Below are 20,738 nucleotides of genomic sequence, written 5' to 3'. Positions count from 1 at the left end.
ATTAAGCCTCAACAGTTGCAAGAGCTGCATTAAATGTAGCACTTGGACGCATTACAGCATCTACTTTTGCTTTATCAATTGCATAGTAACCACCGATGTCAGCAGGTTTACCTTGCACTTGAGCAAGTTCAGCAACAATCTTCGGTTCTTCTTCAGCTAAAGTTTTTGCAAGAGGAGCAAATTTAGCTTTCAACTCAGCATCTTCGTCCTGTGCAGCAAGCGCTTGAGCCCAGTAAAGTGATAAGTAGAAATGGCTGCCACGGTTGTCAATCTCACCCGTACGGCGTGATGGTGACTTACCATTGTCAAGTAACTTGTCAGTCGCTTCATCAAGAGTCTTCGCAAGTAACTTAGCACGAGCATTATTTTCTTTAATACCCATCTCTTCTAAAGACGCTGCTAAAGCAAGGAACTCACCAAGCGAATCCCAACGCAAGTGGTTTTCTTCAACAAGTTGCTGTACGTGTTTTGGCGCTGAACCACCCGCACCAGTTTCGTACATACCACCACCCGCCATAAGCGGAACGATAGACAACATTTTCGCAGAAGTACCAAGTTCCATAATTGGGAACAAATCAGTTAAGTAGTCACGTAAGATGTTACCAGTCACAGAAATAGTATCTAGACCACGTACTACACGCTCAAGTGTGTAACGCATTGCACGAACTTGAGACATGATCTCAATATCCAAGCCATTCGTGTCATGATCTTTTAAGTACTTTTGTACTTTCTTGATCAATTCATTTTCGTGTGGACGGTACGGGTCAAGCCAGAAGATCGCAGGCATGCCTGAGTTACGTGCACGAGTTACTGCAAGTTTTACCCAGTCACGAATCGGAGCATCTTTAACCTGACACATACGCCAGATATCGCCTTCTTCAACATTTTGAGTCAATAACACTTCACCAGTGTCAAGATCGGTAATGTTTGCAATACCAGCTTCTGAAATTTCAAAAGTCTTGTCGTGAGAACCGTATTCTTCAGCTTTTTGAGCCATCAAACCAACGTTCGGTACAGTACCCATAGTCTTCGGATCGAAGTTACCATGCCACTTACAGAAGTTGATCATTTCTTGGTAAATACGAGCAAATGTTGATTCAGGCATAACAGCTTTAGCATCATATTGCTTACCATCAGCACCCCACATTTTACCACCAGCACGGATCATAGCTGGCATAGAAGCATCCACGATGATGTCGTTTGGTGAGTGGAAGTTTGTGATGCCTTTTGCTGAGTCTACCATTGCAAGTGCAGGACGATGTTCTTGACAAGCATGTAAATCTTCAATGATTTCTTCACGTAACGACGTTGGAAGAGTTTCGATTTTCTCGTACAACCCAGCCATACCGTTATTAACGTTAATACCTAATTCGTCAAATAACTTACCGTGTTTTTCGAAAGCTTCTTTGTAATAGATTTTCACACAGTGACCGAAAACAATCGGGTGTGAAACTTTCATCATTGTCGCTTTTACGTGTAGAGAGAATAAAATTCCCGCTTCTTTACAATCATCAAGTTCTTTTTCATAGAAATCACAAAGTGCTTTCTTGCTCATGAACATTGAATCAATGATTTCGCCGTCTTGTAGCGCAACTTTTGGCTTAAGAACAATGCTCTTACCACTGTTCGTGATAAGTTCCATTTTCACATTACGTGCGCGATCAAGTGTCATTGATTTTTCACCATGGTAGAAGTCACCTTCTTCCATATGTGAAACATGAGTTTGTGACCACTGTTTCCATTCGCTCATTGAATGAGGGTGTTTTTTGGCGTAATTTTTAACTGCTGCTGGAGCACGACGGTCAGAGTTACCTTCACGAAGGACAGGGTTTACTGCTGAACCAAGGCACTTGCCATAACGAGCTTTGATTGATTTTTCTTCTTCGGTTGCAGGATTTTCCGGATAATCAGGAATTGCATAACCTTTTGATTGAAGCTCTTTGATACATGCAGTTAATTGCGCAACAGACGCACTGATATTCGGGAGTTTGATAATGTTAGTATCTGGATCTTGTGTAAGACGACCTAGCTCTGCAAGGTTGTCGGATACCTTTTGCTCTTCACTTAGGTATTCAGCGAATTCTGCGAGCACACGTGCAGCTACAGAGATGTCACTTTTAATAATCTCGATGCCAGCTGGCTTAGTAAAGGTCTCAATGATCGGCAGTAGCGAATAGGTCGCCAATAGTGGCGCCTCGTCAGTCAGTGTGTAAATAATAGTTGACTTTTCACCAGCCATATATAGCCCCTTCCGTTTGATTGAGTGTTGAGGACCGAGCTTTTGGCCCAGTGCCTACGAACCGATATGCTTAAATAAAACCCTGAGAGTATCGGCTCTCATTGCCTTCCAGTCAACGAAATATCCAGTGATAACGACATTTCGTAGCGAAATAATACATAATTCAAATATATAGATAATTTTCTGATATCTAAGTCATTGTAATACGCATATTCAGATCACTTTTCAGGCATTAAACATGATTAACTTACATGAGATATCTTTCAGTGTTCTGACAATTATTATACTTTTCATTCAAAATAAACTCAAAGGTAAAACGGATTTCACCATTTGGACATACTTAAAAGTAAAAACCGATGTGCAAAACATCGGTTTTTTATAAACTATTTAGCTTTAATCTAAGCTTTTAACCATTTTTCAGTTTTAGCTTGATCTTCAACGACAAGTTCAACTTCGGTTAAATCAGTTGTAGCGCAATCGACTTCAAAAGATATTAACTCATCACGACGGAAAGCAAATACAGTATAAGTACCACCCTGTTTTGCATACTTCTCGATAAGCTTAGTGGATGCTTTTAAACCATCAATTGCAATAATCACATCATTGGCAGAAATACCTGCTTTTGCTCCAGCGCTCTCACGGCGAGCACTTTGTACAAGCACGCCTTCTGGCTTATCGACAAGTTTCAAGCCTAATGGCAAAGATTTGTCAGTTTTAACTCTATAGCTTAAGCCAAATTCAGGAAGCAACTGATCAAGTGGTAATTCATCAGTCGTGTTAATCAAATGATTAATCTGTTCAGTCCAGTTATCACCCGTCAGTTCTTTACATAAATCAAAAATGGTTCGCTCATTTACTTGCATACCATTTTGAGTATTTTCATATAACCGACGCATTAAAGCATCAAGACTAGAGCCACGTAGGCGTAGACCTAAATCTAGGCACAATGCAACCAAAGCACCTTTATTGTAATAACTGGTACCTGCATTATTTGAGTTTTCATCTTGACGATAAAATTTGATCCAAGCATCAAAACTTGATTCGGCAACTGTTTGAACAAAACGACCTGGGTTTTGTAAATAGCGATCAATTTGTGCTTTGAGTAAATCAAGATAAGACTTCTGAGAAATTACGCCACTGCGCAATAAAATTAGGTCATCGTAATATGAAGTAAAACCTTCAAATATCCAAAGTAAAGAGGTGTAGCCTTCTTGATGCAAATTATAATTTGCAAAGTTTTCTGGACGGATAAACTTTACTAACCATGAATGAAAATATTCATGACTACATAAGCCTAAAAAGCGTTGATAATCTTTAGAAGGTTCAGTTGGTTCATTCGATTTTGGCAAATCGTCGCGTGGTGTAATCAGACTTGTACTATTGCAATGTTCTAATCCACCATAACTATTCCCTGTTGCCATCGTCATAAAGGTATAGTTTTTAAATGGTGCCGAACCGAACATATTTATTTCAGCTGCACAAATCTTTTCAATATCAGCTTTTAAGCGATCAATATTGGTCGTGTGCGAACCAGAAATCACGAACTCATGTTCAATACCATGCGTTTCAAAATTAAAGCGTGTTTGATCAGCCAGTTCAAACGGGCTATCAATCAGTTGATCATAATGATCGGCTTTTAAAGTAAAGCGCCCTTTGACTAGACTTTTTGAAGCTAAGCCGGTTGCTAACTGAAAATGCTTTAACTCATCTGGCAAGAAAACTTCGACTTCACAAGCAGACTGTTCTTGCCCATCTAAAGCCAAACAGACACACGCCGGATTAATATATAGACGCGTCTGGTCTACATATGCACCACGTACAGACAAATCATATGCATAAACATCATATTCAATCGTCATTAATTCGTGATCTGTATTAAATAAACGCCAGCGATTCTTGCTCGTTTTTTTAATGTCTAGCATACGTCCAGCTTCATCATAAGCTTTAACGGATTCAATATGTTTTGAGAACTCTCGAATTAGATAACTACCCGGAATCCACGTTGGCAGCCAAAGTTCCTGATTCGGATTGGCTAAAAAACGAATTGTCACGTGAACAAGGTGTTGTTTGTAATCATCGAACTCAATTTGATAATGCAACATAAATTCTTCAATTTAAAATAAGAACGGCTTCACATTAGATTATCACTTTTTTGTATCGTCTTGCGTAGATGTATTTTTTGGCAACAATTCCCACTAGCCTTCCATAAAAAAAAGGCATAGCATGCTGTTCATCTGTGTCCCGTATTTGCCAGTAAAAGTTAAGGTCATCCGTGAAATTTTTTCTATCTCTTTTTACCCTCTTCAGTATTTTCTGCACCACCCTAACCAATGCTGCGTTACTCAATATTGCACCTGAAAGTGTTGAAGCCGCTGCATGGACTATTGTAGATACTCAATCGGGTCAAATTATTGCCGAGCATAATAGCCATGTGCAGCGCGCACCAGCATCTTTAACCAAAATGATGGTTGCTTATATTGCCTTAAAAGAGATTAAAGCTGGAAAGCTAAAAAAAGAAGAAATCATTACTGCAACACCGGTAGTAAGTGTAGTGCAGTGGGATGAATCACAAATGTATCTTAAAGCTGGTGAACAAATTTCAGTTGATCAGCTATTGGCAGGTTTAATTGTGATGTCTGCGAATGATGCAGCAGTGACTTTAGCTGAAAAAATTTCTGGTGATGTGCCTCACTTTGTACAACGTATGAATCAGGAAGCTCAAGCTTTGGGTATGAAAGATACTCATTTTAGTAATCCTCCCGGAATTACGATGCCTGATCATTACACTACGGCTCATGATTTAAGCTTATTAGGTCAGGCTTTAATTAAACAAACTCCTGAATATTTACATTATTCAAAAATGCCAAGCTTTAGCTACAACCAACGCTTCCATCATGCAACAAACCTTGCATTGAAATATGACCCATCTGTTGACGGTCTAAAAACTGGTTACACTAAAGCAGCTGGTTATAATTTGGCATTAACGGCTTCACGTCCTTCATTCTCATCTGACTTAGCTCAAAGACGTTTATTGGTAATTGTTTTAGGTACACCGAGTGCGGTAAAACGAGCTGAGATTGCAGATAAATTAATGAATCTTGCTTATTCCTATACACGCGATGAAGTCATCATTCCTGAGCAGAAATTAATTGCCGAACTGCCTGTTGTAAAATCGACTTTAAAAATGTTTAAGGTCGCAACAAAGCAGCCGACGATTGTAACGACGTCGCTATATGCAGACCCAGCACCAATTGACTTAAATACTTTTGACAATGTGACTCAACGCATTCAAGTACTTGATAGTAATTTACAGCCAAAAGTGATTGCTCCACTCGAAAAGACTCAAACACATGTAAACATTGAACTAAATGAAAAACAATTAACCGCGCCATTAATGAAAGTCATGAGTTTGGCAACAGTATCTATTTATCAAAACAACCAGCTGATCCGTAGTCTTCAAATTGAAGATAACGTACATATTGAAGAAGCCAATATTTTCCAAAGAATCATGATGTGGTTTTCTAGCCTCTTCTCTATTTTTTCATCGAGTGAACATAGTTCTGCAAAACTCTACCCTGTAGATTCACACTAAAAACATCAAATTGTGCACAGATGCACAATAAATTTTATAAATAAAAGATGGCATAATTCAGCCATCTTTTTTTTATAGAAAAATAATTAGGTGATAAAAATGACCCAAAATTTACATCATATTGTAATTGTTGGTGGTGGTGCTGGAGGCTTAGAGCTTGCGACACAACTCGGTGAAACTTTTGGGAAAACTCATAAAGCGAAGATTACGTTAATTGACCAAAACCTGACGCATATCTGGAAACCTTTACTTCATGAAATTGCTGCCGGATCTTTAAATCCACACGAAGAACAAACTAACTATTTTGCACATGCAGAAAAGCATCACTATGAATTTGTGCTTGGAACATTAGTTGGGGTCAATAAAGATAAAAAATTAATTGATTTAATTCCCCCTCAGGTTTCTAAAGAACAAAATACCAATATTCAGCAATTGAGTTACGACACGCTTATTTTAGCGCTTGGTTCTGTGTCAAATGACTTTAATACGGCAGGTGTCCGTGAAAACTGTCATTTCCTCGACAGCAGAAAACAAGCCGATATTTTCCAGCAAGATTTATTACATCTGTACATTGAAGCTCAAAATCAACCAAATCAGCGGACTTTAAATATTGGGATTGTGGGTGCTGGTGCAACAGGTGTAGAACTTGCTGCCGAGTTAATTGAAACCACTAAAAACTTTTATCGATATGGTTTAAAAAAGATTCACCCAAACCAAGTCAAAATTACATTGATTGAAGCATCCGAGCGTATCTTACCTGCCCTTAGTGAAAAAACAGCTGAGCATAGTGCAAAACAGCTCAAAAAAATGGGCATTGAAGTTTTAACCAAACATCGCGTTGAAAAAATTGATGAGCATTCCATCTATTTTAGTAATGGTGATCAATTAAAAAGTGATATTACCGTCTGGGCTGCTGGTGTAAAAGCACCAAAAGTTTTAGAAAGCTTTACTGATTTTGAACGCGATAATATTAACCGCCTGATGGTCTACGCAACATTACAAACCTATTCCGACCCAAATGTATTTGCTTTTGGTGATTGCGCCCGTTGCCAACTTGATGCAAGACATCCTCCACTTGGACCGCGTGCTCAAGTTGCAAGCCAACAAGCGAGCTTTTTAGTCGATGCTATGGCTGCTCGACTTAATGGCCGATCACAACCCATGTTTAGCTTTAACGACAAAGGTTCGCTTGTGTCTTTAAGCCGTAATAAAGCCGTTGGAGAATTACTTGGCGATGTAAGTGTGCAAGGATATATTGCCAAAACAATGTACGTATCTTTATATCGTTTACATCAAGCAACGATTCACGGGTACACCCAAGCTGGACTACTCACAATGAAAGATTTACTTACAAGACGTGTACGTCCAAAAATTAAACTATATTGAGTTGAATTTTTTAAGTTCATCCCTATTTAGATAAAAACGCATTATATAAAAGTGTTAAAGATTCAAATTTTGTAGTCTACAAAATTTATTTTTCACTTTATGATGTACGCTTTAATTGATTGAATGGATCAAAAACATGACTGCTATTGCAAATAACCACGTGGTTTCATTCCACTACAAATTAACAAACGCTGAGGGTGAAACACTTGATCAATCTCAAGGTGAACCACTTGCCTATTTGCACGGTGCAGGCAATATCATTCCTGGTTTAGAAAATGCATTAACAGGTAAAACTGTTGGTGAAAAATTTACTGTTAATGTACCAGCAGCTGAAGGTTATGGCGAATATAACCCAGATCTAGTTCAAGAAGTTCCAGCTCAAATGTTCCAAGGTGTTGAGAACATTCAACCTGGTATGCAATTCCAAGCGCAAACAGACGACGGCGTACAGATCGTAACTGTTAAAGCGGTTGAAGGCGACAACATTGTTGTTGATGCTAACTTCCCACTTGCTGGTCAAGATTTAACTTTTGAAGTTGAAATCGTAGAAATCCGTGAAGCTTCTGAAGAAGAATTAGATCACGGTCACGTACACGGTGCGGGTGGTCATCACCACTAATTCATCTGTAAAGATGATAAGAGCAAAGCTTCGGCTTTGCTTTTTTTATGTCTTTATTTTATATAATATCTTGATAACAAAAATCTAACTCACTCAACTTTATAAAGGTATCTTTCATGTCAAACGTAAATCAGCTTATTTGGTTTCGTCAGGATTTGAGAGTTCGGGATCATGCTGCGTTATGGCATGCCTGCCAACAAGGCCCTTCGATTGGGTTAATTATTTTGTCGCCTGAGCAATGGAAAATACATCACGATGCGCCTATAAAAATTAATTTCTATTTACGCCAGCTTCAACAACTCAAAAAAGAATTAGAACAGCTTAATATTCCACTTATCATTCAAGTCATTCCCTACTGGAAAGATATTGCAGACTATATTTCTAAACTCGCTCAACAACTCAATATCGAAAATGTTTACTCAAATATAGAAGTAGGCGTGAATGAATTGAAAAGAGATAAAACTGTACAACAGGCTTTAAATCAGCAGAGTAAAGAGCTTTTTTTATTTCATGATCGTACGATTTTTCCTTTACGTTCCATTCGCAATCAGTCACAGCAACCATATCAAGTTTTCAGTGCATTCAAAAAAGCTTGTTATTCAAAACTAGATATAAGTGGTTTGCCTCAGTGCTATCCAATTCCTGAGAAACAAAAAGCCTATCCAGAGTCTTATTCAAATATAAAAAGTTTAGATCTAGAAGATGTTGACGCTTTTTTTGACTCATCAATTTCGAAAGACCAACAAGATTTATGGCCGACTGGAGAAGATTTTGCTCTGGAGCAGCTCGATTTATTTATTGAAGATCATTTATCTGATTATAAATTAGAACGTGACTTTCCAAATGTAAAAGGAACCAGCCAACTTTCTCCGTATTTAAATCTTGGAATTTTATCTATTCGTCAATGTTTACAAGCCCTTTTTCGAGCTGAACATGGCAACTTTCATATATCAAATGAAGGCCAGCAAATATGGTTAGATGAGCTTCTTTGGCGTGAATTTTATCAACATATTTTATTTGATTTTCCGCACGTCTCTAAACACTATCCTTTTAAGAAAAATACTCAAAATATTAAGTGGGAAAATAATCAAGAGCATTTGGTCGCATGGCAAAATGGCCAAACAGGCATACCGATTATTGATGCAGGCATGCGCCAGCTACAAAAAACAGGATGGATGCATAATCGTGTCCGCATGATTACCGCTATGTTTTTGTGTAAAAACCTACTCATCGATTGGCGAGTTGGTGAACAATGGTTTATGGAACACTTAATCGATGGTGATTTAGCTGCGAATAATGGTGGCTGGCAATGGTGTGCATCGACTGGAACTGATGCTGTACCGTATTTCCGAATTTTTAACCCTATTGCTCAATCTAAGAAATTTGACCCAAATGGAGATTATATTCGTCAATGGGTGAATGAATTAGCTCATCTGGACAATAAAATAATTCATGAACCCTACTCAACCAAAACTAATCTTCAATTGAATTATCCAAAGCCAATTGTTGATTTAAAAGAAACGCGTATCAACGCAATTGAAACATTCAAGAATCTTTAGACGCCACTTCTGTCTTTTGTGTTTATTTTTGATTAAAAAAAAACGAGAAATTTGACTATATTGTGACTTTACTCTAAAAATGATTATAAAGGGATTTATAAAAGGACAAACACAACAATAAATTCAAAAAACATCACAGTTCATTAGAAAAGTATAAAAATTAACATTACAAAAAAAGGTAGCCAGAGCTCGCATGCAACAAAAGAACCCAGGTAGAACACTCGTCTTATGGATTATTGCAGCTCACCTCTTTATGGGAATGGTGGCATATGAGTGGTTGCCTGTAAGCTTTAGAGGAAGCTGGATTTTTATTCTTATTCTTTTAATTTCGGGTGCTTTTTTAGAAGTCGGCGCATCTTTAATTGTTGGTTTAATCGCTTTCGTAGGCGTTGCAGTATATTTTCTACTCGACTTGGGTGCACAAACTCATATTGAACGTCAGCTCCTTTTACTTTTTATTATTCCCCTTATTCCTCTTTTTCTTAGTGCTGTACGCCACAATATTGAAATTAACGTTCAAAAATATCGTGATATACAGAGTTATGATCGAAATTACCGCCGTGATATTTTCCCGCTTAGCGCACTCAAATATTTCCAACGTAGTTTCTTTAAACTTCTTGATCATCATAACATACAAGACTATGAAGTCTTTGAAATTAGAATTCTCAACCGAAGCTTAATTAAAGAAATGTTAGGCGATGATGTATGGAAAACCACTCAAAATGAAATGATTAAAATTTTGAGCCAGCATCATCCACAAGAAATTGTTTTCCAGTTTGCAGATGATGATCTAGAAACGATATACAGTATTGTTATTCGCAAGCAAAAAACTGAGGAAGAACCTGAATTTATTAAAAAGCTAAAAGAAATTATGACTTTGCGGCTTGAAGTCGAATATAAAGTTATTCAGATTCCACCTGAAGAGGAGATTACTTAATGTCTAATCTTCTTAATATTTGTGGAATTATTATTGCATCTAGCCAATATCCAGATGGCACTTTGCAGCAGTTCTATCGTCAATATTATCATTGTGAAATTAAAGCTGAACAAACAAAAACCGAAGTTCAGAATATTAATGACCTTTCCATGTTTTTCCCATCACAGGACACATGGTGGCCTGTCTTTACAATTGACCAGATCAGTTCGGATAGTTTTCAAAGGCTTATTCATACAGGTATAAAGCCCGGCATCATATTACCAGATGAAGTTTTTAGCTTTTCTCATTATTTCTTATTAAAAGAAGCTGTCACTCAAGGTGCAATTCCTATTGTACTTTTCAAACCTGAACAGCCTAAATATTTTGCAGCAAAAGCGACATTTTCCACCGCAATTGGATTACGACCAATGGCTGCTTTTGTTTCTACAGGTTGGGATGAAAACCTAATTTCACAAACTGCGGGCAGCTATATTGTTCAGTTCAATCCTTCGATACTTCCTCTGCCCTCTAGAGAGATTAGACAAAAACAGCACTTATTTTATTCGGCTAAAAGTTTTGATGGTCATGTTTCGGGTTATGAAATTATTATCAATCCTCCTGCTGATTTACCAACCACAAATATTCGATACCCTCAACTCGGAATATCATGGCGATTTAATCATATCAATTACATAAGTACGCCCGAACATGTAAAAACTAGTTTTATTGGATACATCTTTATTGCTTTAAGCACAGTCGTAGTACCACTCGATTTGATTTTAACCAGTACCTATCCTGACCTTCTTGGTACCTTCGGCAGCTATATTTCATGGATCTCTTTGGTAGTTGGGCTGATTTTATTGTTATTGCTGATCTCGTCTATTATTAGGAGGGTTAAATCAAATGGCCCCCATTGATATTCTCTTCCTATTTGGTTTTTTGGGAATCTGGATTCCACAAGCATTTTGGGCTTGGTTAAGTTATCAAGCTTGGAAATATTCAAAAACAGCAGAAAAAGAGTTGCAGAACCTTCCTGTGCCAGATAGATGGCCTGTTTTGAGTGTTTTGATTCCTGCCTATAATGAAGGCGTAGTAATTGAAGATACTTTACATGCAATCGCTCAGCAGGATTATCCAGCCGAAGCATATGAAGTTTTGCTCATTAATGATGGTTCTAAAGATAACACCCTAGAAATTGCCGAAAATCTAGCGCAGATTTATCCTTGCATAAAAATTGTCAATGTTCCTAAAGGAATGGGAGGCAAAGGTAAATCTAGAACGCTTAATAATGGCTTACCCCATGCCAAAGGTGAACTCATTGTTGTTTATGATGCAGATAGTACACCTGAGCCTGATTGTGTACGTCTCTTAGCTCAAACGCTAATTGCCGATAAAAAATTAGTGGCTGTAAATGGCAAAGTCAGGACTCGTAATTGGCAAGATAGTATTTTGACTCGCTTTATTGCCATTGAGTTCATCTTTTTCCAATGGATATTTCAAGGCGGCCGCTGGCAACGTTTCCAACTATCGACATTGATGGGTACCAACTATGTCATTTGGCGTGATGCATTAGAAACCTTAGGTGGTTTTGATGAGAAATCATTGGTCGATGACACTGAAATGAGCTTCCGGATTTTTATCGGCCAAAAACGAATTAAATGGGTACCCTACGCAATTGGTTGGCAGCAAGATCCACCATCTTTGAGTGTATTTATTAAACAGCGCTCACGTTGGACTCAAGGTAATTTTTATGTGACTCGTAAATATTTACCTGTAGCGTTAAGAACACCTTTTCCTATCGGAATTGAAATTCTGAATAACATTATGTGCTACGTACTTTTCGTACCCGCATTACTCTGGAGTCATATTACTTTAGCCCTTGGGTTACTCGGTATTGCAGGTATTTCGGTTCCTGGTCCATTCACATTATTGTGGGGCCTCTCGTTTTGCCTGTACGTTGCACAAATGTGGTTTACCCTATCTTTAGAAAGGGCCAAACCAGAACTCTATTTTTACTCTGTTTTATCTTATGTAACTTACTCACAAATATTTCTATTTATTGTATTTAAAGCGGCATATGACATGCTTAAAAATAAAATACAGGGCAACTCCCTTCAATGGTACAAAACGGAACGTAGCAAGGAGAAAAAAAAATGAAATACTCTTCTAATTTCTACAAAATGGTTCAAGCACTCCTTGCCAGCACCAGTTTCATGTTTGTGGCTTCTAGTTATGCAAACACATGGGAACTAGACGATATTAGTACCTCCACTAAATATACGGTCGAGCCCCATTTTTTCTATATTGGAAAAGGTGCTCAGTGGCAAAACATTCAGTTTTCAAGTGATTATTCCACTGAAAGTGAAACAACTTTACTCGTAAAATATGATGATAAACTCATTTATAACACTACGCTGAGTGGGGACGGTCAATTCAAATTTGATATCCCAGCAAGTCAGAGTGGCTTTCATCGTTTAGATTTTATTATTCAGCAATATGCGAAACCCACCACTCTGAATCAAACTAAGGATTCTTTTTGTTCTGAAGATATTGATCACTTAACTTATTTAAGTAATTCTCAACTCGATTTTACGCCTATTCGTAATGAATACCGTTTGAAAGACTTACCAGATGCTTTAGCTAATCCACAAGCGAGACGGCCTACTCCATTTGTTGGTATTTTAAAATATAACCGTAAAGAGATTGTAGAAGCTTCCATGCTGGCTAGATTAGCAAGTTCGTGGACCTCAATAACGCCAATTGAATGGGTTGATTCAGGTCAAACCAACTTAAACCCTGAAACAAATTTTATTATTGAAGTGATTCGCTCAGCTACGCCACTCAAAGGGGGTGCCTTAGTACAAATTGCAAAACCAGCAGAAGGTGTGCCGACTCTTTCAATTACCTATCACACGCCACAAGAACTCACTGCGGCCATAAATGGATTAATTAATCCCTCTTATGTGCAGCAACTTAATACAGGAAGTGCGATTTTTCCAACGACTATTTCAAACCCAGCTTGGGCCCAATTTAAGAAAATTAATACACTTGCAGACTTAGGCATTGAAGATTTCAGATTGAACCATGCTGAAAAAAACTTATTTCTTGATTTCCCTGCTGTATGGCAACCCACTGATATTTTGCAAGGACAGATCGCTCTTCGTATTCAAAGTGGTTTATTACAAGGTTCAAATATTACAGCCTGGCTTGATGGTGGGTTAGCAGGAAGTATGAAAACAGCTGACCTTGCTTCAGACCCAGTAAATCGACAATTCAATATTTTTGCAAAAGCGATTTCAAATACAACCAATTTCAGCCTAAAACTTGAAAACTCAGTGATCGCCAATTCTCAGTGTTTACCTAATGCTCATGGTTCACTCTGGATTGATACAGCCAAATCGACAGTAAAACTCCCACATAAACTCAAAAATGGAGTAGCTGCAATTTCTATGACTCTGGCCACTACTCCGACCATTGCCATTGATGACCAATCTGGCGCTTTAAATATTGCTATTATTCTGGGCCAAGTTGCTAAAAAAATGTTGTTAACAGACGCTCCTATTCCGCTAAACCTTGTACGTTTCTCACCAAATGCACCTCAATCCATAAATGTCCGTGTGAATAAAGATATTTATCGACAACAGGTATTAATGCATCAAGATATTATTTATGCACCTGCTGCTGTTAATGGTTTTATTGTGAGTTATAACAATAACCGTTTTGATGTGATTACCGACTCAGAAGGTGGCGCACAAAGCTTTATGCATCTTTGGGAGAAAATACAGCATAAAATTCCAAATAACGTGACAAAAATGTTGGTTTCAGAAAATGGAAATATTTATGTTTTACAAAAACTCATTGTCGGAAATCAAAAAGCACCTTTAGTCCAACAATCTTCTTTCTTCTTATTAGTTGTGATTATCTCTGCAATTATGATAATAATTATCTTCTTGTGGTACTGGTTAAGACGAAATAATGAAAAAACAGATACCAATTAAAATAGCTGCTTTTATTATTTTAATTATATGTAGTGTTATGGCTGGTGCGGGGTTGTTCAGACATCAAGGACAAGCCCCTCGTATTGAAGGAATTTTTTGGCAACCTGACAATAACACGACACCACCAGAGGGAAACTGGCATTATTTGGGTGTTAACACATTTGTCCCTCAATGGTCTGTTGTTGAGTCTAAATCATGGTGGAAAGAATCAAACTTTCCTCAATGGGAAAAAGCAATTAATTTAGAAAAAATTAAACAAGAGCCGTGGGCTAAAAATCTAATCTTAGGCTTAGCAGGCGAATATAATGAACCTAAAGCTCGGGCAAATGTAACTGAGTTAGGCGAAAAATCTACCGAAATTATAAAAGAGCAAAAAACGGTGCCTAAAGGTTATTATTTTCCGGTAGAAGCAGATCCGACTTGGCTACGAGTCAGTGCTTTAGGTCAGGTTTTAGCTAAACTTCCAGTACCAGTTTGGGTAAGTATTTATAGTGGTGAAAGCGAACCTGAAAATTACGATTTATGGGTTAAAAGCTGGTTACCGGAACATAACGGTGTTTTCTTCCAAGATGGGGTTGGCGTAGGTGTAAGGTCCCCTCAGCAAGCCAAACATATTTTAGACCAGCTTGAACAAAAGCTTGGAAAAGATAAAGTCATTATAGTGCTAGAAGCTTTTAGAGTTAAAAAAAATGGACAATTTAGAGCTGCCTATCCTTGGGAAATTATTTCTCAACTGAAAGCATATGAAGGAAAAACTGTCTACATTTTTGATGGGCCACACTATATGAACCGTTGGTGCGTCAATATTGTGAGCTTGTGGTATCGCCTCACTTATGGTGGTAAGAATACCTCCGTAAGTGAGAATAAACCTTTAATTCACAATTATGTTAATTCATAAGATTGTGCAATTTGGTCAAGAATACGCCGAGCAGCTTGCCCATCACCAAATGGATTTTCTACATGCGCCATTTTTTCATAGTGCTGTTGGTCGGTGAGTAACTTTTCGGCTTCCTCAATAATTCTTTGTTGGTTGGTCCCGACCAAAACACCTGCTCCAACTTCAACAACTTCAGGCCGTTCTGTGGTATCTCGCAAGATTAAAACGGGCTTATTAAATGATGGGCTCTCTTCTTGCAAGCCACCCGAATCGGTCAAAATAAATGTAGATCGGTCTATGACTGCTAATAAACTTGGATAGTCTAGCGGCTTAACAAGATGAATTTGAGCGTGGTCTTTAAATTTCTCATGGACTACATCATGCACGGCAGGGTTTAAATGAACTGGCCAAATAAAATGTAAGTCAGGATGCCCCTTTGCTAAATGCTCAACTGCATTACAAATGTTTTGAATTCCTTCACCAAAGTTTTCACGGCGATGGGCCGTAATCAGCACAACTTTGTCATCTTGCTTTAATTGAATTCCATAAGGTTCAAGCTGGTTCTTCAAACCAGATTTTTCAGAAATTAATTTACGTCCTAAATACACCGCATCTACAACCGTATTGCCTGTAACAGTAATCAGTTCTGGCGATATTTGTTCATTGAGTAAGTTCCGTCTTGATTGTTCAGTCGGAGCAAAATGCCATTTTGTAATACGGGAAACTAACTGACGGTTCCCTTCTTCAGGAAAAGGATGATCTAAATCATAAGAACGTAAACCCGCTTCGACATGCGCAACAGGTACTTTCATAGAGAACGCGACTAAACCTGCCGCTAAAACAGTCGTTGTATCCCCTTGGATAACAATTGCATCTCTTTTCTGACCATCTGTATATACTTGTTCGATTTGGCTTAAACCATGTATTAATAACTGATTTAGACTTTGTCCCGCATTCATAATTTTAAGACGATGATCAATTTCAACCCCAAAGAAATCTATCGCATCCCTTACCAACTCATCATGCTGCCCCGTAAAAATAACCTCAACTTGAAAACGTGAATCTTGTTTTGCCAATAAAATAACAGGGGCAAGTTTGATTAATTCAGGACGGGTTCCAAATACAATAGATATAAAAATTTTCTTCATTTTAGAAATCCTTATAAAAAACGAGTTCTACTCGCGTATTGTTGTAATGATCTTTCGTATTTACTGGCACATCTTTAAAGTAATTGCCATATAGTCGTTCAACACGTAATTTTATAGGTTGATAATTAAAAGGCTGCCATGAAATCCCTGGGCCATATTCAAATAAGTTATTGTAATATTCATCTTTACTATCAGCTAAGCCATGCAATTTCACATAAGCTTGGACAGTTCCATTCTCACCCTTATATACATTTAAACCCGTACGTAAGCGTAAATCCCCAATAACGTTATAATCCTCTCTCGAATAAGTTGCCGCGTTACCATACAAGTCGGTGAAGTAATCATTAAAGCAAAGTGAATTATTACAATTATTTTGAGAATTCCACTCTTGGTAACCTGTCACCCCACCAACTACACTTTCACGAAATTTATCTCTATTTCGGTCAATCAGATCATAACTTCCGCCAACTTCTAGATATGCACGTATAGGGATTGAAGTCCAAGGTTGATAATTAGCGCCTATCCCTAGCGTCACTGCATTTTCATCAATAATTTCAGGACGTACTCCGCCTTGAGACTGAGTATCACGGTTTAAGTTTAAAAAGCCATAAACTTGTGCTCGGCCATTATCAAAGTTTTTACCATAACGGGCTTTGAGTGGGAAAATCACATCGTCATAACGTGACTCATATGAAGGCGCAAAATAAACATCACGGAAGTAAGTTTTCACCTCTCCTCCACTTAGGTTTTTTACGGCTTGTGTCGCTTTATTGGCAATATCAGCATCTTTAGATGTTGTAAGCTCTTTGAAAACCACCAAAGCTTCTTTATTATTTTTTTGCGAATTGAGTAGATAGGCTTCTTGTAGTTTTAAAGTGTCATCTGCTGGATCTAATGCCCCTGCTTTTCTTAGACTTTGTAAAGCAGCGTCTTGTTTACCTAGCCTAATCTGCAAATAGGTTAGGCTTTTCCATACCTTAATATCTTGTGGAGTCATCTCTCCAAGTTCGAGTAATAATTTCTCAGCATTCTCAGGCTGAGTCTTCTCAATTTTATAAAATTGGTCCCATTTATCATAAATCGGGTTACCGGGTTTATATTCTTGATTAACGATTTCTTGGGCAAATGTAGTTTCAATAGTTAAGAAGCCTAAAGTTGGACAAAGCGAACCGATAACGATAAAGGAACGGGTTAGAGATTTTATTGTTTTGCTATTTTTCATTTTCACCTCTACAGTAAATTAGAGTTATTAGGGGGCAATTTTTTTAAATGATCAATAAATATCATAATTAAAAATAATGAGTTACATCGTTAATTTAGGTTAACGATGTTTTATATAAATAACTTAGTCTCCATTTTTTGTTATTAATCTATTCTGTCTTATCGCTAAAATCTCTATAATAATGACATATTTTTTGATCAATAAATTGTAAAATTTCATAGCATCTATAAAGAATTTATAAGGAAAAATTATGGCTTTTCCACATCATGTAGAACATCATGCTATTCACCGTTCAGGCTGGTTAAGAGCTTCCGTATTAGGAGCCAATGATGGAATTATTTCTGTTACTAGCTTAATTATGGGAATGGCAGCTAGTGGAGCCAACTCACACACTCTATTAATTACATGTATTGCCGGATTAATTTCTGGTGCAACCTCAATGGCTGCCGGAGAATATATTTCCGTTAAATCTCAAGAAGATATTGAAAAATCAGATTTAGCAATTGAAGAAAAAGAATTAAAAAAATATCCTCAGAAAGAATTAGATGAGTTAACTCAAATTTATATCTCTAGAGGGCTTTCAAGTGAATTAGCAAAAGAGGTTGCGATACAGCTCACAACACATGATGCTTTAGGTGCGCATGCCCGTGATGAAATTGGTATTCATGAAAATACGGCTGCAAACCCAGTTCAAGCCGCTCTTTCATCCGCCGCATCGTTTTCTTTTGGCGCTTTTTTTCCGATGCTCGCAATCTTATTTACTCCTGAACATTTAATTATGCAAAGTGTTCTCGTTACAGGGATTATTGCTTTAGCTATCTTAGGTGCCCTTTCAAGTTATTTTGCTGGCACATCTAAACTTAAAGGCAGTTTACGCATTACATTGTGGGGTATTCTAGCAATGGCTTTTTCAAGTTGGATTGGCTCATTATTTAATGTTACTCCACTTTAAAAAAATAGAACTTATGAACGTTCAATAATTAAATATTTAAAAACTAAATAGCCAATATTATTTGCTCTTGATTCAAATTTCACGTTATGGTGAACATAAAGAAATGAGGTGAATAAAATGACCCTGTTACAACAACTTGAAATTAAACATCCAATTTTTCTTGCACCCATGGCAGGTGTATCTACCCCCGAACTTGCCGCGGAAGTTTCTAATCAAGGTGGACTTGGGTCATTAGGACTCGGAGCAAACACGGCACAAAGTGCGCGCGAACAGATTTTAAAAACCCAAACACTTACAGAGAAACCTTTTCAGGTTAATTTTTTCTGCCATCAACCAGAGCAACTTAATCCTCAGACTTCAGCACAATGGATTGAATATTTACGTCCACAATTTGAAAAGTTTGGTGAGCAACCTCCTCAAAATTTAAAATGCATTTATCCAAGCTTTCTTGATAACGATAACTTTTTAAATGTCGTACTAGAAACAAAACCTAAAGCTGTTAGTTTCCATTTTGGTATTCCCCATTCCCATCAAATTCAGGCTTTAAAAAATGCAGGAATTTTAACAATGGTTTCTGCTACCAATTTGGTTGAAGCACAAGCAATTGAAGCTGCTGGCATCGATATTATTATTGCTCAAGGTATTGAAGCAGGTGGTCATCGAGGAATCTTTAATAAAACCTTTGATGCAGCCATCAAAACCAGCGATTTAGTCCAGCTTATTGTAAAACACTGTAAGTTGCCTGTCGTAGCTGCTGGTGGAATTATGAATGGAGCACAAGCGCGCCATATGTTGAGCTTAGGAGCTGCGGCTGTTCAACTCGGGACCGCTTTTGTTCAATGTCGATCATCCAATGCATCTACTGAATATCGTAAAGCTTTATTTAATGAACCAGTAACACAAATTAGTGCGAGTCTTTCTGGTCGTCCAGCCCGTGGTCTATTGAACCACTGGCATACACAAATTGATTTACCAAATCGCCCTCCTCAACCAGAATATCCATATGCTTATGATTTAGCGAAACAGTTAAATGCGATTGCAAGCAAACATCAAGACTATGGATATGGTGCTTTTTGGGCAGGTAGTAATGTATCGCAAATAAGAGAACTAGATGCTGCTGACCTGATTAACCAGTTAGTGGTAGAAATATTAGAAGATGAGTAAGACCTTAAAAAGCCAGTGAAGATACTGGCTTTTTTATTTAATGAGTTTGCAATAAATTAACCTGCTCAACTTGCACATCACTCATCAAATCACCTTGAGCCAATAACTGATTAAAATAGTTTTCAACCACTATTGCTTGCTCAGCCGTACTTTCAACTTTATACATATTTTGGCGGAATTCGTTACTTGAACGCAATCCTTTTGTGTACCAAGCAATGTGTTTACGGGCAATACGGCATCCTGAGTATTCACCATAAAATTGATAAAGTTCTGATAAATGTCCAAGTAACACCTGCTTAACTTCTTCAATATTAGGTGCCGCTAAATGCTCTCCAGTTTTCAAATAATGAGCAATTTCACGAAAAATCCATGGTCGGCCTTGAGCAGCACGACCAATCATAATGGCATCTGCACCAGTGTAATCGAGTACATATTTTGCTTTTTCAGGGCTATCAATATCCCCGTTTGCAATAAGTGGAATATTGATTAATTCTTTGACATGTTTTATCAAATCATACCGCGCTGTATTTAAATACATATCTTCACGTGTACGACCATGTAAGGCGAGTGCAGCAATTCCTGCCTCTTCTGCCCTTTTTGCTACCCTTAAAATATTTTCTTGACCATTTAAAAATCCCAATCGGGTTTTCAATGTAACAGGAACATCAACAGCAGCGACTACCGTATCAAGAATTCGTGCCACCAAATCTTCATCTTGTAATAAAGCTGAACCTGCGAGTTTATTACATACTTTTTTAGCAGGACATCCCATATTAATATCAACAATTTGGGCGCCATTTGCCACTTGATGACGTGCAGCCTCAGCTAACTGCTCAGGATCAGAACCGGCAATTTGTGCAGAGATTGGAGCAAGTTCCCCATCAAAATTTGCACGGTAGAGGCTTTTCTTGCTCATCTGCAAAGTCTTATCGGCAGTCATCATTTCACTGACTGCATGGCCTGCGCCAAAATACTTACAGAGCGTTCTAAATGGACGGTCAGTGACTCCAGCCATAGGAGCAACGATTAAATTATTTGACAGTTGATAGGGACCAATATACATATA

The 20,738-nt window shown here is 37.8% G+C and carries 16 protein-coding genes; 11 read left to right on the top strand and 5 right to left on the bottom strand.

The window, feature by feature from the left end; genetic code table 11:
- Position 1: 1 nt before the first annotated feature.
- Both AC07M3_RS14500 and AC07M3_RS14495 read right to left on the bottom strand, forming a co-directional pair.
- Positions 2-2,239 (bottom strand): NADP-dependent isocitrate dehydrogenase, encoded by a 2,238-nt coding sequence (locus tag AC07M3_RS14500; protein WP_017391874.1) that lies wholly within the window; start codon positions 2,237-2,239, stop codon positions 2-4.
- A gap of 398 nt (positions 2,240-2,637) precedes the next feature.
- Entirely contained in the window at positions 2,638-4,341 is a 1,704-nt protein-coding gene (locus tag AC07M3_RS14495; RefSeq protein WP_494567614.1) for a M61 family metallopeptidase, read from the bottom strand.
- Positions 4,342-4,511: 170 nt separating this feature from the next.
- Between AC07M3_RS14495 and AC07M3_RS14490 the strand changes: the two genes are divergently transcribed.
- The 9 genes from AC07M3_RS14490 (at position 4,512) to AC07M3_RS14450 (ending at position 15,207) form a co-directional block, all read left to right on the top strand.
- The gene (locus tag AC07M3_RS14490) at positions 4,512-5,831 is read left to right on the top strand and encodes a D-alanyl-D-alanine carboxypeptidase PBP6B (protein WP_494567613.1); all 1,320 of its coding nucleotides are present in this window, start codon (positions 4,512-4,514) and stop codon (positions 5,829-5,831) included.
- 99 nt (positions 5,832-5,930) lie between these two features.
- Entirely contained in the window at positions 5,931-7,217 is a 1,287-nt protein-coding gene (locus AC07M3_RS14485) for an NAD(P)/FAD-dependent oxidoreductase (RefSeq protein ID WP_092706488.1), read from the top strand.
- 136 nt (positions 7,218-7,353) lie between these two features.
- Positions 7,354-7,836 carry an FKBP-type peptidyl-prolyl cis-trans isomerase gene (locus tag AC07M3_RS14480; protein WP_003650377.1) on the top strand — a complete coding sequence of 161 codons (483 nt, stop codon included), beginning with the start codon at positions 7,354-7,356 and terminating at the stop codon, positions 7,834-7,836.
- A 116-nt stretch (positions 7,837-7,952) separates the two neighbouring features.
- Positions 7,953-9,395: a cryptochrome/photolyase family protein gene (locus tag AC07M3_RS14475; protein WP_494567612.1), complete on the top strand. Its 1,443-nt coding sequence runs from the start codon at positions 7,953-7,955 to the stop codon at positions 9,393-9,395.
- 193 nt (positions 9,396-9,588) lie between these two features.
- Positions 9,589-10,332 (top strand): hypothetical protein, encoded by a 744-nt coding sequence (locus AC07M3_RS14470; RefSeq protein WP_494567611.1) that lies wholly within the window; start codon positions 9,589-9,591, stop codon positions 10,330-10,332.
- Positions 10,332-11,228, top strand: coding sequence for a hypothetical protein (locus AC07M3_RS14465; RefSeq protein WP_092706494.1), 897 nt, complete (start codon positions 10,332-10,334; stop codon positions 11,226-11,228). Before AC07M3_RS14470 ends, AC07M3_RS14465 begins: the two co-directional genes overlap by 1 nt.
- Complete coding sequence (locus tag AC07M3_RS14460) at positions 11,215-12,468, top strand: glycosyltransferase family 2 protein (protein WP_198495337.1); 1,254 nt, start codon at positions 11,215-11,217, stop codon at positions 12,466-12,468. The genes AC07M3_RS14465 and AC07M3_RS14460 overlap by 14 nt, the downstream gene beginning before the upstream one ends.
- On the top strand, positions 12,465-14,309 hold the full coding sequence (locus AC07M3_RS14455; RefSeq protein WP_494567610.1) for a hypothetical protein: 1,845 nt from the start codon (positions 12,465-12,467) through the stop codon (positions 14,307-14,309). Before AC07M3_RS14460 ends, AC07M3_RS14455 begins: the two co-directional genes overlap by 4 nt.
- The gene (locus tag AC07M3_RS14450) at positions 14,287-15,207 is read left to right on the top strand and encodes an alpha-amylase family protein (protein WP_494567609.1); all 921 of its coding nucleotides are present in this window, start codon (positions 14,287-14,289) and stop codon (positions 15,205-15,207) included. The genes AC07M3_RS14455 and AC07M3_RS14450 overlap by 23 nt, the downstream gene beginning before the upstream one ends.
- Here AC07M3_RS14450 and wecB read toward each other — a convergent pair.
- Together wecB and AC07M3_RS14440 are read right to left on the bottom strand one after the other, a co-directional pair.
- Positions 15,192-16,334 (bottom strand): non-hydrolyzing UDP-N-acetylglucosamine 2-epimerase, encoded by a 1,143-nt coding sequence (gene wecB, locus AC07M3_RS14445; protein ID WP_494567608.1) that lies wholly within the window; start codon positions 16,332-16,334, stop codon positions 15,192-15,194. The genes AC07M3_RS14450 and wecB overlap by 16 nt on opposite strands.
- Before the next feature lies 1 nt (position 16,335).
- Positions 16,336-17,556, bottom strand: coding sequence for a tetratricopeptide repeat protein (locus tag AC07M3_RS14440; protein WP_494567607.1), 1,221 nt, complete (start codon positions 17,554-17,556; stop codon positions 16,336-16,338).
- 250 nt (positions 17,557-17,806) lie between these two features.
- Between AC07M3_RS14440 and AC07M3_RS14435 the strand changes: the two genes are divergently transcribed.
- Together AC07M3_RS14435 and AC07M3_RS14430 are read left to right on the top strand one after the other, a co-directional pair.
- Positions 17,807-18,508: a VIT1/CCC1 transporter family protein gene (locus tag AC07M3_RS14435; RefSeq protein WP_133747112.1), complete on the top strand. Its 702-nt coding sequence runs from the start codon at positions 17,807-17,809 to the stop codon at positions 18,506-18,508.
- 117 nt (positions 18,509-18,625) lie between these two features.
- Entirely contained in the window at positions 18,626-19,672 is a 1,047-nt protein-coding gene (locus tag AC07M3_RS14430) for an NAD(P)H-dependent flavin oxidoreductase (RefSeq protein ID WP_494567606.1), read from the top strand.
- Positions 19,673-19,709: 37 nt separating this feature from the next.
- Here AC07M3_RS14430 and dusB read toward each other — a convergent pair whose 3' ends face one another.
- The gene (gene dusB, locus AC07M3_RS14425) at positions 19,710-20,735 is read right to left on the bottom strand and encodes a tRNA dihydrouridine synthase DusB (RefSeq protein ID WP_307011442.1); all 1,026 of its coding nucleotides are present in this window, start codon (positions 20,733-20,735) and stop codon (positions 19,710-19,712) included.
- Between the last annotated feature and the right edge of the window lie 3 nt (positions 20,736-20,738).

It is taken from the genome of Acinetobacter sp. GW821-FHT09D10 (assembly GCF_059416285.1).
Note: the sequence above shows the minus strand (reverse complement) of the source record. Positions and strands in the feature narration are given on the sequence as shown.